Origin of the sequence: Kitasatospora sp. NBC_00240 (genome assembly GCF_026342405.1) — a bacterium.
Lineage (GTDB): Bacteria > Actinomycetota > Actinomycetes > Streptomycetales > Streptomycetaceae > Kitasatospora.
This window is the reverse complement of record NZ_JAPEMU010000001.1, coordinates 267,403-283,810: the sequence shown is the minus strand read 5'-3', so window position 1 is coordinate 283,810 and position 16,408 is coordinate 267,403. Positions and strand designations below refer to the sequence as shown.

Below are 16,408 nucleotides of genomic sequence, written 5' to 3'. Positions count from 1 at the left end.
CCGGCCGCCCGGGCACCGCGCTGCTCCGCCGGCTGCGGGAGCCCGCGCCCCCGCAACCGGAGCGCTGCGAACTGTGCGGGCAGGGCCTGCCGGAGGACCACCGCCACCTGGTCGAGACCGAGCTGCGGGCCCTCGCCTGCGCCTGCCAGGCCTGCACGATGCTCTTCGACCGGGCCGGCGCCGGCGGGGGCCGCTACCGCGCGGTGCCCGACCGCTACCTCGTCGACCCGGACCACCGACTCGACGACAGCGCCTGGGAGCAGCTGCAGATCCCGGTGAGCACCGCGTTCTTCTTCCGCAACGCCGCCCTGGAGCGCCTGGTCGCGCTGTACCCCAGCCCGGCCGGCGCCACCGAGAGCGAACTCGACCCGCAGACCTGGGAGTCGGTGCTCGGCCGCAGCGACCTCTCCGCGCACCTGTCGGACGACGTCGAGGCCCTGCTGCTGCACCGCGCGCCCGGCCGCACCGAGTGCTACCTGGTGCCGATCGACATCTGCTACGAGCTGGTCGGCCGGATGCGCCTGCACTGGCAGGGCTTCGACGGCGGCGCCGAGGCCCGGGCCGACCTCGCGGCCTTCTTCGAACGCGTCCGGGCCCGGGCCCGCACCCTCCCGAAGGGCGAACTCCCTTGACCCCACTCAGCTTCACCTGCACCGGGGTCCGGGCCGACCCGTACGCGGCCGGCCCGACCCTGGTCTTCCGGCTCCGGATCACCGCCGCCGACCAGGCCCGGGTGCACGCCCTCGCGCTGCGCTGCCAGTTGCGGCTGGAGCCGGCCCGACGCGGCTACGGCACCGAGGAGGGCGAACGGCTCACCGACCTGTTCGGCGAACGCTCCCGCTGGGGCAGCACGCTGAACCCGGTGCAGTTCGCCCAGGTCTCGCTCACCGTCCCCGGCTTCACCGGGGAGACCGAGGCCGACCTGGTGGTGCCCTGCACCTACGACATGGACATCGCCGCCTCCCGCTACCTCGGCGCGCTGACCGACGGCGAGGCCCCGCTGCTGCTGCTCTTCTCCGGCACCGCCTTCACCGGCGCCGGCGGTTTCCAGGTCGAGCCGGTGCCCTGGGACCGCGAGGCCCGCTGCGCCATGCCCGTCGCCGTCTGGCACGAGATGATCGAGCAGCACTTCCCCGGCTGCGGCTGGATCCGGCTGCCGCACGAAACCATGGACGCCCTGCTCGGATACCGCTCCCGGCACGCCCTGCCCTCCTGGGAGGCGACCGTGGGCGCCCTGCTGGCGGCCTCCGGCAGCGGGCCGTCCGCGCCGCGACCCGCCCGACTGCTCGGCGCGGCCGCGGCACCCGCACACCTGTCGACCGAAGGGACCGTCCGGTGACCACCAGCGCGTCCGTGCCCAAGGTGGAGTCACGCTTCTCCGCCGCCCGTCAGATCGCCGACGCCGTGCTCTTCGAGGGCTACGTGCTCTACCCCTACCGGGCGTCGGCCGCCAAGAACCGGCTCCGCTGGCAGTTCGGCGTCCTGGTCCCGCCCGCCTGGGGCGCGGACAGCGCCGAACACTTCGCGCAGCGCACCGAATGCCTGATGGAACCGCGCCGGGGCGCCACCCTGATGATCGAGGTTCGCTTCCTGCGGGCCCAGCGCCGTACCGTCGAACGTGCCCTGCCGGGCTGGGCGTTCGAGGTCACCGACGCCCTGGAACTGCCCGACCGGATCCTCGTCCCCTGGGACGAGGGCGTCGAGGAGAGGATCGAACTCTCGATCCCCGTCGACGAGTTGACCGGCACCGGGGTCACCGTCCCGTTCAGCCGGCCGGCCAGCGAGGAGAGCGAGCTGGTGCACACCGAGGAGGGCCAGGTGACCGGGCGGCTGCTGCGCCGCCGCGAACAGGTGGACGGCCTGCTGCGCCTGCGCACCACCGAAGTCCCCGGCCCGTACGCGGCGTTGAAGCTCACCGCCGAGCTGGAGAACGCCGGCGGCTGGGCCCCGCAGGACGGTGACGCCCGCGACGCCGCGCTGCCGCACTCGCTGATCTCCGCCCACCTGCTGCTCGGCCTCGACGACGGGTCCTTCGTCTCGATGACCGACCCGCCGGAGTGGGCCAAGGGCGCCGTCGCCGGCTGCCGCAACGAGCACACCTGGCCCGTGCTCGCCGGCGAGCAGGGCCGCGCGGACGTGCTGCTCTCCTCGCCGATCATCCTGGAGGACCACCCGATGGTCGCTCCGGAGAGCGCCGGCACCCTCTACGACGCGACCGAGATCGACGAGATCCTCGCCCTGCGCACCACCGCGCTCACCGACCGGGAGAAGCGCGAGGCCAGGGGCACCGACATCCGGGCGGGCGAGGTGATCGACCTCGCCGACTCGCTGCCGCCGGAGGTGTGGGAGCGCCTGCACGGAGCCGTTCGGGCCCTGCGCGAGATCACCGAGCCCGCCGACCCCCGGCCGCCCGCCGGGGTGACCGGACCGGACGACCCGTTCACCGCGGTGCGGCCCGACACCCCCTGGTGGGACCCGGCGGGCGACCGCAGCGTCGACCCGGCCCGCGACCGGGTGCGGATCGGCGACAGTTCGGTCGGCGCCGGCAGCCGGGTGCTCCTCAAGCCCGGCCTGCGGCGCACCGACGCGCAGGACCTCTTCCTGGACGGCCGCGCCGCCCTGGTCGAGGCGGTGCTGCACGACGTCGACGGCGCGGTGCACCTGGCCGTGACCGTCGAGGGCGACCCGGGCGCGGACCTCTGGCGCCAGCAGGGCAGGTTCCTGTACTTCCAGCCCGACGAGGTCGTCCCGCTGGAGGAGGCGTGAGCGCGCCCGCCGGCGGCGGCCCGGCCGGCCGGGTGCTGGTCGCCGGGGTCGGCAACATCTTCCTCGGCGACGACGGGTTCGGCGTGGAGACCGTCCGGCGACTGGCCGCCCGGCCGCTGCCCGAGCACGTGGAGGCCGTCGACTTCGGCGTCCGCGGCGTCCACCTGGCCTATCAACTCCTGGACGGCTACCGGACGCTGGTCCTGGTGGACGCCACCGCGCGGGGCGGCGTGCCCGGCACGGTGTACCTCATCGAGGCGGCCACCCCCGGCTCGGTGGAGCCGCAGTCCCCCGTCCTGGACGGGCACCGGATGGGGCCCGACGCCGTCCTCGCGCTGCTGGACACCCTCAGCGCGGGGACGGGCGGCGCCCCGCCCGGGCGGGTCCTGGTGGTCGGCTGCGAACCGCAGTCGCTGGAGGAGGGCATCGGGCTCAGCGGGCCGGTGGACGCCGCGGTCGACCAGGCGGTGGAGGTGGTGCTCCAGGTGCTGCGGGACGAGGCCCAGGACCTCGCGGCGGGGCCCGGCCAGGAGACCGGACACCGGGCGGGGAACGACGACCCGGCCGCCGCGGACCGTGCGGCGGCCGTGATGGCGGGGGACCGAGACGAGAGAAGGACACCAGCATGCGGAAAATCCTGATCGCCGGCCTGGCCGGGGCCGTCACCGTGCTCGTCGTGGTGAGCCTGCCCGACATCAAGCGCTATCTGCGGATCCGCCGCATGTGAGCCGCGGTACATGCCGCCGGCCCCGCCGCGGGGCTGCGGCGAATGGCGTAGGCACCGGCGTGGTGACGGCGCGGCTGCGGGGCCGCGCGGTCACCACGCCTTGTAATGGGGCCCGGACGAAGGCGCCGGCCCGACGGCAGGCGCCCACTGCGGCGACCACGCGCGGGAAGAAGGCCGATGCACGAGATGTCGATCGCCATGGCCGTGGTGGAACAGGTCGAGGAGGCCGCCGGCGCGGCCGGGGCCGGCGCCGTCGAGGCGGTCCACCTGGAGGTCGGCGAACTGGCCGGAGTCGTTCCGGAGGCCCTCGCCTTCTGCTTCGAACTCGTCTGCGCCGGAACGCTCCTGGAGGGCGCCGAGCTGGTCACCGCGACGGTGCCGGGCCTGGCCCGCTGCGGGCCGTGCGCCGCCGACTGGCCGGTCGGGATGCCGCCGGACCTGCTCTGCCCGCACTGCGGCGGATCCCAGGCCGAACTGCTGGCCGGGCGCGAACTCCGGATCACCGCCGTGCGCTGGGCCGAAGGACCGGCCTACGCCCGAGCCAACCAGGAAGGCTGAAGCCCATGTGCCGAGTCGTCGACCTGCAGCAGGCCGTGCTCGCCAAGAACGACCGCAGCGCGCAGGACCTGCGGGCCGAACTGGCCGCGCGCGGAGCCGTCGCCGTCAACCTGCTGTCCAGTCCGGGGAGCGGCAAGACCGCCCTGCTGGAGAGCGAACTCACGATCGCCCGGGAGCGCGGTGTCCCGGTCGCGGCCCTCACCGCCGACCTCGCCACCGAGAACGACGCCACCCGGCTGGCCCGCTCCGGCGTGCCGGTGAAGCAGGTCCTCACCGACGGGCTGTGCCACCTGGAGGCGTCGATGCTCGGCCAGCACCTGGCCGGCTGGCTGCCCGAGGACACCGCGCTGCTCTTCGTCGAGAACGTCGGCAACCTGGTCTGTCCGGCCTCCTACGACCTCGGGGAGTCGCTCCGGGTCGCGCTGGCCGCCGTCACCGAGGGCGAGGACAAGCCGCTCAAGTACCCCACCGCCTTCGGGCTGGCGAACCTGGTGGTGGTCACGAAGACCGACATCGCGGCCGCGGTGGAGTTCGACGAGGCGGCGTTCCGGGCCAACGTCCAGCGGGTCAACCCGGGGGTGGAGATCCTCCTCACCTCCGCCCGGACCGGTCAGGGCCGGGGCGACCTGCTCGACCGGGCGCTGGCCGTCCGCGCGGGCGGGCCGGTGCACCTGCCGGTGATGGCCCGGCAGGTGTCGACCGGACACACCCACGGGACCGGACACACCCACGGGACCGGTGACGACCACGGCCACGGCCATACGCACGGCGATGACCACCTGCACGACGGCGGGCACGACCACGATCACGACCACCCGCACGGGCACAGCCACTCGCACCTGCCGGTCGGGGAGCGGTCTTGACGCTCGACCAGGACCTGACCGTCCGCGAGCGGCGCCGGGTCGCCGTCCGCGGGGTGGTCCAGGGAGTGGGCTTCCGGCCCTTCGTCCACAAGCTCGCCACCGAGCTCGGCCTGCACGGCGAGGTCAGCAACACCGGCGAGGGCGTCACGGCCGAGGTCGAGGGGCGCCCCGACCTGGTCGCCGACTTCTGCCGCCGGCTGGCCAGCGACGCGCCCGTGCTGGCCGCGGTCGAGTCCGTCAGCCACGAGGAGCTGCCCGTCACCGGCGGCCGCGGCTTCGCCATCCTCGCCTCCGGCCCCGGCGGGCCCCGCCGGACCCTGATCCCGCCGGACGTAGCGACCTGCGCGGACTGCCTCACCGAACTCGCCGACCCGGCCGACCGCCGCCACCGCCATCCCTTCATCACCTGCACCAACTGCGGCCCGCGCTTCACCATCGTCACCGCGCTCCCGTACGACCGGGCCAACACCACCATGGCCGGCTTCCCGATGTGCCCGGACTGCGCCCGCGAGTACGGCGACCCGGCCGACCGCCGCTTCCACGCGCAGCCCGTCGCCTGCCACGCCTGCGGGCCCGTCCTCACCCTCACCGTCCCCGGCGAGCCCGGGCCGACCGGGTCGGCCGCCATCGCTCGCGCCCGCCAACTGCTCGCCGCCGGCGCTATCCTGGCGGTCAAAGGCATCGGCGGCTACCACCTCGCCTGCGACGCCGCCGACCCGCAGCCCGTCGCCCTGCTGCGCCGGCGCAAGGCCAGGGGCGACAAGCCGTTCGCGCTGATGGCCCGCTCGCTCGCCGAGATCGAACCGTACGTCCACGTCGGCCGGGCGGAGCGGGAGCTGCTCACCGGGACGGCCCGGCCGATCGTCCTGCTGCGCCGCCGGTCGGGCGGGCCGCAGCTCGCCGAGGAGATCGCGCCGCGCAGCCCGGACCTGGGGGTGATGCTGCCGTACACGCCGCTGCACCACCTGCTGCTCGGCCTGCCCGGCGACCCGCCCGGCCCCGGGCTGCTGGTGCTGACCAGCGGCAACCTGGCGGGCGAGCCGATCGTCACCGACGACGCCGAGGCGCTGGTCCGGCTCGCCCCGCTCGCCGACGCCTGGCTGGCGCACGACCGCCCGATCCACGTTCCGTGCGACGACTCGGTGATGCGGATCTGCGACGGCGAGCAACTCCCCGTCCGCCGCTCGCGCGGGTACGCGCCGCTGCCGATCACCCTCCCGCTGCCGGTGCGCGCCGCGCTCGCCGTCGGCGGCGACCTGAAGAACACGTTCTGCCTCGGCGAGGGCCGCCGGGCCTGGCTCTCCGGGCACGTCGGCGACATGGACGACCTCGCCACCCAGCGCGCCTTCGGCCGCGCGGTCGGCCAGTTGGGCGGCATCACCGGGGTCACGCCCGGACTCCTCGCCGCCGACCGGCACCCCGGCTACCGCGCGACCGGGTGGGCCCGGCGCAACGCGGCCGGTCGTCCGCTCGTCCAGGTGCAGCACCACCACGCGCACATCGCCGCCGCGATGGCCGAGCACGGGCTCGACGGTACCCGGCCGGTGATCGGGGTGGCCTTCGACGGCACCGGCTACGGGGACGACGGGGCGGTCTGGGGCGGGGAGATCCTGCTCGCCGACTACGACGGGTTCCGCCGGTTCGCGCACCTGCGGTACGCCCCGCTGCCCGGCGGCGACGCCACGGTGACCCGCCCGTACCGGATGGCGCTGGCCCAGCTGTCCGCCGCCGGGATCCCCTGGACGCCGGACCTGCCCTGCGTGGCGGCCTGCCCGCCGGAGGAACGCCGGGTGCTCGCCCGCCAGTTGGAGCGGAACCTGAACTGCGTCCCGACCTCCAGCATGGGCCGGCTCTTCGACGCGGCCGCCTCGCTGGCCGGCGTCTGCCAGCTGGCCGGCTACGAGGCGCAGGCCGCGATCGAACTGGAGGCGGCGGCCGTGGCCCATCAGGGCGACGACGGGCCGGGCTACGCGTTCGCCCTGCGCCCGGCCGAGGACGGGACGGGCCCGGGCGGTGAACGGCTGGTCGCGGACCCCGGGCCGGTGCTTGCCGCGATGGCCGCCGACCTGCGCGCCGGCGCGGCTCCCGGTCTGCTGGCCGCGCGCTTCCACCGGGCGGTGGCCGGCCTGGTCCGCCGGGTCTGCGGGCTGGCCCGTGCACAGCACGGACTGGAGACGGTGGCGCTGACCGGCGGGGTGTTCGCCAATGTGCTGCTCTCCTCGGACTGCGCCCGGGAGTTGAGGGCGGACGGCTTCACCGTGCTGCGCCACCGGCTGGTCCCGCCGAACGACGGCGGGCTGGCGCTCGGGCAGCTGATGGTGGCCGCGCGTCTCGCGGCGGGGGAGGCGGAGCAGGCCCAGTCCTGAACAGCGGGTGAGCAGTTCGACCGGTCGCGGAGCAGTGAAGGAGAGCCGGATGTGCCTGGCAGTACCCGGAAGGGTTGTGGAGATCGAGGAGCGGGACGGTACCCGGATGGCCGTCGTCGACTTCGGCGGCGTGGTCAAGGACGTGTGCCTGGAGTACCTGCCGGACCTGGCGGTGGGTGAGTACGCCATCGTCCACGTGGGGTTCGCCCTGCAGCGGCTGGACGAGGAGTCGGCCCGCAAGACGCTGGAGCTGTTCAACGAACTCGGCCTGCTGCAGGAGGAGTTCGGCGACCCGTGGGAGGCGGCCGCGGGCGCGGGCGCCGCCGCGAAGGAGGTGCAGGAGTGAAGTACCTGGAGGAGTTCCGGGATCCGGAGCTGGCCCGTCGGCTGCTGGACGACATCCGCGCGACGGTGACCAGGCCGTGGGCGCTGATGGAGGTCTGCGGCGGTCAGACGCACACCATCATCCGGCACGGCATCGACCAACTCCTCCCGGAGGGAGTTGAGTTGATTCACGGCCCGGGGTGTCCGGTGTGCGTGACGCCGCTTGAGGTGATCGACAAGGCGCTGGAGATCGCCTCCAGGCCCGGCGTGATCTTCTGCTCCTTCGGTGACATGCTGCGGGTGCCCGGCACCGACCGGGACCTCTTCCGGGTGCGCGGCGAGGGCGGGGATGTCCGAGTGGTGTACTCGCCGCTGGACGCGCTGCGGATCGCCCAGCAGAACCCGGATCGGGAGGTGGTCTTCTTCGGCATCGGCTTCGAGACCACCGCGCCACCCAACGCCATGACCGTCTACCAGGCGCGCAAGCTCGGGATCCGCAACTTCAGCCTGCTGGTCTCGCACGTGCGGGTGCCGCCCGCCATCGAAGCGATCATGACCTCGCCGGACTGCCGGGTCCAGGGCTTCCTGGCGGCCGGCCACGTCTGCAGCGTGATGGGCGTGGAGGAGTACCCGGAGCTGGCCGAACGGCACCGGGTGCCGATCGTGGTGACCGGCTTCGAACCGCTCGACATCCTGGAGGGGATCCGCCGCACCGTACGACAGTTGGAGCGCGGCGAGCACACCGTCGAGAACGCCTACCAGCGGGCGGTGCGGCCGGAGGGCAACCCCGCCGCCAAGGCCATGCTGGCGGACGTCTTCGAGGTCACCGACCGTGCCTGGCGCGGCATCGGGGTGATCCCGCAGAGCGGTTGGCGGCTGTCGCCGCGCTACCGCGACCAGGACGCCGAGCACCGGTTCCAGGTCTCCGGCATCACCACCGTCGAGCCGGCCGAGTGCCGCAGCGGTGAAGTCCTCCAGGGCCTGCTGAAGCCGAACCAGTGCGAGGCCTTCGGCACCACCTGCACCCCGCGCAACCCGCTCGGCGCCACCATGGTCTCCAGCGAGGGCGCCTGTGCGGCCTATTACCTCTACCGGCGGCTCGGCCTGCCCGCCGCACCCCTGCCGGCCAGGTCGCTGCCGGTCGTTCCGCTGGAGGCGAGCCCCGTTGCCTGACACCACGACCACCGTCACCGCCCCCGCGGCACCCGACTTCGCCAACTGGAGCTGCCCGCTGCCCTTGCGGGACCACCCCCGGGTGGTGATGGGCCACGGCGGCGGCGGGGCGATGTCCGCCGAACTCGTCGAGCACGTCTTCGCCCCCGCCTTCGGCGGACCGCTGCTGGCCTCGCTCGGCGACTCGGCGGCGCTCACCCTCGGCGGCGCCCGGCTCGCCTTCTCCACCGACTCGTTCGTGGTGCGGCCGCTGTTCTTCCCCGGCGGCAGCATCGGCGACCTCGCGGTCAACGGCACCGTCAACGACCTCGCCATGAGCGGGGCCCGGCCGGCCTACCTGTCCTGCGCCTTCATCCTGGAGGAGGGCGTGGAGATGGCGGTGGTCGCCCGGGTCGCCCAGGCACTCGGCGCGGCCGCCCGCCGGGCCGGCGTCGAGGTGGTGACCGGCGACACCAAGGTGGTCGAGGCCGGCCACGGGGACGGGATCTACCTCAACACCGCCGGGATCGGCCTGATCCCGGCCGGCGTCGACATCCGCGCGCAGCGGGCCGAGCCGGGCGACGTGGTGATCGTCAGCGGCGACATCGGGGTGCACGGCGTCGCGGTGATGAGCGTGCGCGAGGGCCTGGAGTTCGGGGTCCGGATCGAGAGCGACTGCGCCGCCCTCGGCGGGCTGGTGGAGGCGATGCTCGCGGTCACCCCCGACCTGCACGTGCTGCGTGACCCCACCCGGGGCGGGCTCGGTGCGGCGCTCAACGAGATCGCCGTCGCGGCCGGTGTCGGCGTCCTGGTCCAGGAGCGCAGCGTCCCGGTGCCGGACGAGGTGGCCAATGCCTGCGCCATCCTCGGCCTGGACCCGATGTACGTCGCGAACGAGGGCAAGTTGGTGGCCTTCGTCCCGCGCCGGCACGCCGACGCCGTGCTGGCGGCGATGCGGACCCACCCGCTCGGCGCCCGGGCGGCCGTGATCGGCGAGTGCGTCGCCGACCACCCCGGGATGGTGGTCGCGCGCACCGGGCTCGGTGGTACCCGGGTGGTGGATCTGCCGATCGGTGAGCAGCTGCCCAGGATCTGCTGACGGCCGGGCCGGCAGGCCGGTTCGGTGTTGGCCCCCCGCACGGCCCGGTACCGGTGCTCCCGGTGCCGGGCCGTCAGTGGACGGGCGGCGCGCAGGCCTCGTCGAGGAGGTCGGCGATCCGGTCCAGGGTCGCCGTCGGCGGCGTCCAGGGCACCCGCAGGTAGCGGGCGAGCGTGCCGTCCACGGCGAAACTGCTGCCGGGCGCGAGGTGGAGCCCGGCGGCGCTCGCCCGGGCCGTCACGGTGTCGGCCCGCAGGCCGTTCAGCCTGAGCCACAGCACCAGGCCGCCCTGCGGCACCGTGAACCGCCAGCGGGCGTCGTCCGCCAGCCGTCCGGCCAGGTGGTCGCGCTGGATGAGCAGTTCGGCCCGGCGCCGCTCGAGCAACGGTTCGAGGGCGTCGAGGAGTTCGACGGCGACGAGCTGTTCCATCGGCGGCGCCGAGAGCGGCTCGCAGAGCGGGTGGTGCAGGAGCTCGCCGATCAGCGCCGTGCCGGGGGCCCTGATCCAGCCCACCCGCAGCCCGGCCCAGACGGCCTTGCTGGCCGAGCCGACCAGCACCGCCCGCGGGATCCGCGCAGGCAGCGGCGCAGGCCCGGACAGGTGCAGGTCGCGCAGGGTCTCGTCGGCCACCACCGTCACCCGGTGCTCGGCCGCCGCCTCGGCGACCAGCTGCCTGGTGGGGGTGTCCATCAGCGCGCCCGTCGGGTTCTGGAAGTCCGGGACCAGATAGGCCAGTCCGCCTCGCGCGGTGGCGAACGCGGCCCGCAGCTGGTCCTCGTCCCAGCCCTCGGTGGTGACCCGCAGGCCGGACAGGCGGGCCCCGGCGGCGCGCAGGACGGCGGCGGCGCGCGGATACGTCGGGTTCTCGACGGCGGCCACCCGGGGGCGCAGCTGAGCGGCGAGCAGGGCGAGCGCGGCGCGGGCGCCGGAGGTCACCAGGATCTGCTCGGCCCGGGTGGGGAGACCCTCGCGGGTGTAGCGCGCGGCGATCGCCTCCCGGAGTTCGGGCAGCCCGGCGCCGCAGTGGCCGCCCTGCGCCAGCGCGGGGCCGGCCCGCCGGGCCGCGCGTGCCGTGGCGGCGAGGTACTCGGCCCGCGGGGCGGCGGGGACGGCCCTGCGCAGGTCGATCGACTCGCCGCTGCCGTCCGCCGACGGGGGCGCGAACCGCTCGGCGGAGCTGGGCGGCAACTGCACGGTACTGGCGCTGCCGTGTCTGGTCCGCACCCAGCCGCCGTCCCGCAGCCGGTCCAGTGCTGCCACCACCGTGCCCCGGCTGACGCCGAGCGCGTCGGCGATCCGGCGCTCGGCCGGCAGGGCACTGCCGACCGCCAGCCGCCCGTCCAGCACGGCCTCCCGCAGGGCGCCGTCCAGCGCATCCACCAGCGGGACGGCGCCGGCCTGCCACTCGCCGAGCGCCCTGACCAGTTGCTCCACTCCGATTCGCACTGGTCCAGTTTGCCCCAGGTGGACCAGGACGTGGTGCGGTGCGCCGCTCTAGGTTCGAGCCGTACCGGGCGGTCGACGCGCCCGGGCCGTCACCCCGCCCGGGCGGTCACCCCGCCCGGGCGGTCACCCCGCCCGGGCCGTCACCGCGCCCGCCCGCAGCCCGATCCCCGCACCGGAGAGTCAGTTGGCCAGCACCCGCACCACCCTGCCCCCACTCGGCTACCTCCCGCTCGGCGAGCGCCCGCTCCGCCGCCTGCCCCAACTCCTCTCCGGCCTCGCGCTGTACGGGTTCAGCCTGGCGCTGCTGGTCCGCGCCTCGCTCGGCGTCAACCCGTGGAGCGTTCTGTACGACGGGCTGACCAGGCACACCCCGCTCAGCTTCGGCACGATCAGCGCCGTGGTCGGGGTCCTCGCCCTGCTGGGGTGGATCCCGCTCCGGCAGCGGCCGACCTTCGGCACCTTCGCCAACATCGCCGTCCTGGCCCTCTCCTCCGATCTGGGCCTGCTGCTCGTCCCGCCCTACCAGGGCCTCGCCGCCCGGAGCGTCCTGCTGGCGGCCGGCATCGCGGTCAACGCCCTCGCCATCGCCGTCTATGTCGGGGCACGCCTCGGTCCCGGGCCGCGCGACGGGCTGATGACCGGCGCCGCCGCGGTCACCGGGCGCTCGCTGCGCTTCGTCCGGACCGTGATCGAACTGACCGTCCTGGCCGCGGGCTGGCTGCTCGGCGGCCGGGTCGGCGTCGGCACCGTGCTCTACGCCCTCGCGGTCGGCCCGGTCGCCCAACTGCTGCTGCCCCGCTTCGCCTACCGGGGCGCGGCCGAATCGGCGGGTCCGGCCCAGGCCCCGGCCGGACGGGACCGGCGGCGGGACGTCACGGGGGCGGGCGGACGGTGAAGCCCGCAGGGTCCGTGAGGCCGACGGGCGAAGCGCAGAACCGGGAGATGCCGTCCTCGAACACCATCTCTCCGTCGTCCGTCGCGGGCTACTGCGCCGGCGGCACCCCCTCCAGCTGCTACGTGGCGTCAGGGCGGCGACGCCGGCTACATCGAGAGCCCGAACCACCGGTACTGAGCGTGGAACCGGCTCGCCTATCCCTCATCGAGGTCCTGGTCGGCGGCTTCGTTGGCGTGGTCGATCTCGGCCATGTGCTCCGCTGCGCGTTCTCCTACTACCGGGCCCTGCCCACCAGCGCGCAGCAGATCCAGGACGCCGTCGCGACGGCTCGGCTGACCATGCCCACCATGGCCGTCGGCTCCCACCCCGTCGGCACCGGGCTCGAACGCCAACTCCGACCCATCGCCGACGACCTGGTCGGACACAGTCTCCAGGACTGCGGCCACATCATCCCCCTCGACCGCCCCGACGCGTTGTTCGCGCTCCTTGCTCCCTTCCTGTCCGCCGATCTGGCGAAGTGACTGCAGCGGGGCCGGAGGATCACGGTCGGCGGGCTACGAGACACATGCCGACCTCCACCACGGCCTGCTCCAACTTACCTGCAGCGTCATCTGCCTACGACGACTCAGAACCTCATTTTGGAAGGATCGGTTGGTCCCTGGAGCTCCGGTACCGGGTTGCGCAGAGAATCAGATACGTACACATATCGTCCGACATTCCGTCATGAACACGAGATTCCCGGAAAAGGCAATGCGGAGAAGTCGTCGTACGCAATTTTGGTGAACGTCCGAGCGGTGCGGCCGTGGCGGTGGAAAAAGGGTGGGCACACTGTGCGGTGCGGCCTTCGGCGGATTCCCCTCAGGAGTCTGTTCGCTCTCGAACGATCTGCGGATAGCCGCCTCCCACAATCCCCGGACGCGATCCGCGACGAGAGGGACTCCTATGCACCGAACCGCGAAGCGGCTGCGGAGCCTGGCGGCCTTGATGGTCGTCCTGCTCACGCTGGCGCTCGCGCCGGCGATGGCGCACGCCGCCGGCACCCGCCCGTTCTCCATCACCATCACCCACGTCGAGTGCGTCGACGACTGCGACGCGGTGGGACTGGAGGGACTTTTCGAAGGCCATGCCGACTTCTTCGTGAAGGCGTTCATCAACGGCGAGGAACACCGCACCCCGACATGGGACGACAGCGGGGACATCGACCCGTTCTGAACGGTCTCGGCCCAGCTACCGGCCGACGTCCAGAAGGTGCCGGTCACCATCCAGGTCTGGGACGAGGACGCCGCCCCGGGCGGCGACGACCTGGGTGACGCCAGCGAACACGACGACAACAACAACCTGGACCTCCTCGTCTCCTACGTCGACGGGAAGTGGCAGGACGCTCGCGCCACCACCGACCACGACGTCAGCTGGCCGAGGTCCTGCTCGACCGGCGACGGCGAGGACGGCAGCGAGAACGACGGGCCCCGGGTCAAGGTGTGCTGGGAGGTCAGCAGCATCTCCGAGAACGGTGACGCCGACGGCGACGGCCTGCTCGACGGCTGGGAGCGCAACGGCTACAACGACGATGACGACGGCATCGTCGACGTCGACCTGCCGAAGATGGGCGCCGACCCCAACCACAAGGACATCTTCCTCGAAATCGACTCCCAGGCGGGCCACGCGCCGACCCGCGCGACCATCCAGGGCCTCAAGGCCGCGTTCGCGGCGGCACCCATCACCGCCGGCTCGAAGGCCGGCGCGAGGCCGGGCGGGGTGAACGCGCCACCCAACCCCGACGGCAGACCCGGTATCAACCTGCACGTCGACACCGGCGGGCAGTACGACAGGAACGGCAGCGAAGGCCGGCCGCCGGTGAGCGACTGTGCGGACGGACGGGACAACGACGACCAGGACGGACGGGCCGACGGCCTGGACGGCCAGTGCAGCGGCAAGGAACCCCTGGAGGGGAGCTACGAGGACCCCCGTCCCAACTGCGCCGACGACCAGGACAACGACAATGACGGGCTGAAGAACGCCGCCGACCCGGACTGCCAGGCCGGGGAGAACCTCGGCGGCGGTCAGATCCTCTCCGGCTCGCCGGACACCTGCGAGCTCGGCGAGAACTTCTACGCCTCGAAGAAGGTGAACTTCGACCGGAGCAGGCGGTGGATCTTTCGCTACGCCCAGTCGGTCGCCTACTCGAAGGCGGGCGAGCCGCAGCAGGGTGCCCTCTGCGACGAGGACGCCGACGGAGTGCAAAAGCTCGGCGGACTGGGTGAGATCGGCGGGAACGACTTCGTCGTGTTCTCGCCGGCCGCCGGTGGCCTCATGCACGAGCTCGGCCACAACCTGAACCTGCAGCACGGCGGGGTCGAGAGGCATCCCAACTGCTCACCGAACTTCGTGAGCGTCATGAACTACGACCACGTGCGCGGGATCGAGCGCGTCGGGGGCGGGTACATCCTCGACTACTCACCGCCCAGGATCGCGATGGACGGCGCGACCCGCGGCGTCGCCCCGTTGCCCGACCTGGTCGAGAACCGGCTCGCCGAGCCGACCGTCCTGGACCCTTCGGACAACCAGAACACCTTCGTGTACGTCAACACGCTCGGCTGGAAGACCCACGGCGAACTCAACGTCTCCGCGGACTGGAACGCCGACGGCAGCACGGATCCCGGCGCGCCGATCCCGCCCGTCAACATCAACGACAGCGGGACCGGCGGCTTTCCCGAGGACTGCAAGAACGGCTCCACCGACGAGACCCTGCACGGCGCCGACGAGTGGTCGGCCGTGTCGCTGCCGTTCCGGCAGTTCGGGGAGCACGCGGACGGCCCGCTCAACCCTGAGCAGGACCCGCTGCCCACTCTGGCCGCCCAGACCGCGCTGAGCGAGGAGACCAACACCACGGACATCGGGGTCACCGTCTCCGACAACCCCGACCCGGTGGCCGCCGGGACCGACATCACCTACACGGCCGTCGTGACCAACCACGGCTTCAGCCCCTCCTTGGCGACGGTCCTGACCGACACGCTCCCCGCCGAGGCCGTCTTCGTCACCAGCGACGCCGGCTGCCGGGCGGACGGCGCCACCGTCAACTGCGGCGTCGGCCACCTGCTGCCCGGCGCCTCCCGCACCATCACCATCACCGCGCACGTTCCCGCGGACCTGGTCCACGACGCGGGCGGGCCGGTCACCCTGACGAACCGGGCCGTGGCCGACAACCTGATGGGCCCGGACCCGGTGGCCGCGAACGACACCGCCGTCACCGAGACCACCGTGGTCGCGGTCGCCGACCTGGCCGTCACCGAATTCACCGCCCAGGCGCCGCCCACCCAGCTGGTGATCGGCCGGACCCTGGCCGTCACCCTGCACGGCACGGTGGCCAACAGCGGGCCGTCCTCGCCGATGGACGCGACCCTCACCACCGTCGCCGCCCCGGACCCGGGCGCGACGGTCACGCCGGCCTCGTCCACGCAGAGCCTCCCCGCCCTGGCGGTCGGCGCGCCGCGGACGGCGGACAGCACTTTCACGGTCGGCTGCGACCGGCCGGGTTCGCACACCTACCGGTTCACCGCCTCCGTCGGGCCGGCCAGGCCCGGTGACACCGATCCGGTCGAGGCGAACAACCACCGGCCGGTCGAGTTCACCCTCGACTGCATCGTGCCGGTCCGGATCGACATCGAGCCGGAGGGCGGCCTCCCGACGCCGGTCGTCGTCCCGCGCGGCGTCACCACCGTCGCCGTCCTGACCACCGCCGCCGGCGAGTACGGCCTGCCGCTGGCCTTCGACGCGGCCACCGTCCAGGTGCCCACCGTCCGGTTCGGGCCGCGCCAGGTGGTCTACGCCGGGCCGGGCGGCAGCACCGAACCGCACCCGCAGGGCCATCTGATCGACGTGGTCGAGCGGACGGCGAACCCGGTGGAGGCGGTGAAGGACGGCGACCTCGACCTGGTCCTGCACTTCGACACCGAACCCTCCGGCGTCCAGGCCGGTGACACCGAGGTCTGCGTCAAGGGCTCCTACACCGACCGGGCCACCGCGCAGACCTACCGCTTCTTCGGCTGCAAGGCGGTGCGGGTCCTGCCGTTCTAGCCTCCCGCTCCTCCCGGCAGGGCGTCGGGAGCCCGGCGCCGAGCTGAACCGCCGCGGTGCGGCGCCCCGGACCGAGCGTCCCGGGGCGCCGCACCGCGGTCGTTCCCGGCGGCGGACGGCCCGGCCGGGCGGGTGCG

Annotated in this window: 14 protein-coding genes and 1 pseudogene; 14 read left to right on the top strand and 1 reads right to left on the bottom strand. The window is 73.7% G+C overall.

Going from position 1 to position 16,408, the window contains the following annotated elements; genetic code table 11:
• Positions 1-20: 20 nt before the first annotated feature.
• From OG689_RS01195 to hypE, 10 genes are all read left to right on the top strand, one after another.
• On the top strand, positions 21-632 hold the full coding sequence (locus OG689_RS01195) for a DUF5947 family protein (RefSeq protein ID WP_266326778.1): 612 nt from the start codon (positions 21-23) through the stop codon (positions 630-632).
• Entirely contained in the window at positions 629-1,339 is a 711-nt protein-coding gene (locus tag OG689_RS01190; RefSeq protein WP_266316758.1) for a DUF6084 family protein, read from the top strand. Before OG689_RS01195 ends, OG689_RS01190 begins: the two co-directional genes overlap by 4 nt.
• Positions 1,336-2,766: a hypothetical protein gene (locus tag OG689_RS01185; protein WP_266316757.1), complete on the top strand. Its 1,431-nt coding sequence runs from the start codon at positions 1,336-1,338 to the stop codon at positions 2,764-2,766. Before OG689_RS01190 ends, OG689_RS01185 begins: the two co-directional genes overlap by 4 nt.
• Positions 2,763-3,407 carry a hydrogenase maturation protease gene (locus OG689_RS01180; RefSeq protein ID WP_266316755.1) on the top strand — a complete coding sequence of 215 codons (645 nt, stop codon included), beginning with the start codon at positions 2,763-2,765 and terminating at the stop codon, positions 3,405-3,407. The genes OG689_RS01185 and OG689_RS01180 overlap by 4 nt, the downstream gene beginning before the upstream one ends.
• 263 nt (positions 3,408-3,670) lie before the next feature.
• Positions 3,671-4,051 carry a hydrogenase maturation nickel metallochaperone HypA gene (gene hypA, locus OG689_RS01175; protein ID WP_266316753.1) on the top strand — a complete coding sequence of 127 codons (381 nt, stop codon included), beginning with the start codon at positions 3,671-3,673 and terminating at the stop codon, positions 4,049-4,051.
• Between the two features lie 5 nt (positions 4,052-4,056).
• Positions 4,057-4,914 (top strand): hydrogenase nickel incorporation protein HypB, encoded by an 858-nt coding sequence (gene hypB / locus OG689_RS01170; RefSeq protein WP_266316751.1) that lies wholly within the window; start codon positions 4,057-4,059, stop codon positions 4,912-4,914.
• The gene (hypF, locus tag OG689_RS01165) at positions 4,911-7,280 is read left to right on the top strand and encodes a carbamoyltransferase HypF (RefSeq protein WP_266316749.1); all 2,370 of its coding nucleotides are present in this window, start codon (positions 4,911-4,913) and stop codon (positions 7,278-7,280) included. Before hypB ends, hypF begins: the two co-directional genes overlap by 4 nt.
• A 49-nt stretch (positions 7,281-7,329) precedes the next feature.
• Complete coding sequence (locus tag OG689_RS01160; protein WP_190213902.1) at positions 7,330-7,626, top strand: HypC/HybG/HupF family hydrogenase formation chaperone; 297 nt, start codon at positions 7,330-7,332, stop codon at positions 7,624-7,626.
• Entirely contained in the window at positions 7,623-8,777 is a 1,155-nt protein-coding gene (hypD, locus tag OG689_RS01155) for a hydrogenase formation protein HypD (protein ID WP_266316746.1), read from the top strand. The genes OG689_RS01160 and hypD overlap by 4 nt, the downstream gene beginning before the upstream one ends.
• A gap of 88 nt (positions 8,778-8,865) precedes the next feature.
• A complete protein-coding gene (hypE, locus tag OG689_RS01150; protein WP_266326776.1) occupies positions 8,866-9,855 on the top strand; it encodes a hydrogenase expression/formation protein HypE in 990 nt (329 codons plus the stop codon).
• Positions 9,856-9,928: 73 nt separating this feature from the next.
• Here hypE and OG689_RS01145 read toward each other — a convergent pair whose 3' ends face one another.
• Entirely contained in the window at positions 9,929-11,302 is a 1,374-nt protein-coding gene (locus tag OG689_RS01145) for a PLP-dependent aminotransferase family protein (protein WP_266316744.1), read from the bottom strand.
• Positions 11,303-11,486: 184 nt separating this feature from the next.
• Between OG689_RS01145 and OG689_RS01140 the strand changes: the two genes are divergently transcribed.
• The 4 genes and pseudogenes from OG689_RS01140 to OG689_RS01125 all read left to right on the top strand — a co-directional run bounded on the left by OG689_RS01140 (position 11,487) and on the right by OG689_RS01125 (position 16,271).
• Positions 11,487-12,197: a hypothetical protein gene (locus tag OG689_RS01140; RefSeq protein ID WP_266316742.1), complete on the top strand. Its 711-nt coding sequence runs from the start codon at positions 11,487-11,489 to the stop codon at positions 12,195-12,197.
• Positions 12,198-12,451: 254 nt separating this feature from the next.
• Positions 12,452-12,718 (top strand): annotated as a pseudogene (locus tag OG689_RS01135) (alpha/beta hydrolase); the annotation flags it as partial.
• A gap of 421 nt (positions 12,719-13,139) precedes the next feature.
• Entirely contained in the window at positions 13,140-13,409 is a 270-nt protein-coding gene (locus OG689_RS01130) for a hypothetical protein (protein WP_266316741.1), read from the top strand.
• Positions 13,410-13,445: 36 nt separating this feature from the next.
• Positions 13,446-16,271, top strand: a complete 2,826-nt coding sequence (locus tag OG689_RS01125; protein ID WP_266316739.1) for a hypothetical protein — start codon at positions 13,446-13,448, stop codon at positions 16,269-16,271.
• Positions 16,272-16,408 lie beyond the last annotated feature (137 nt).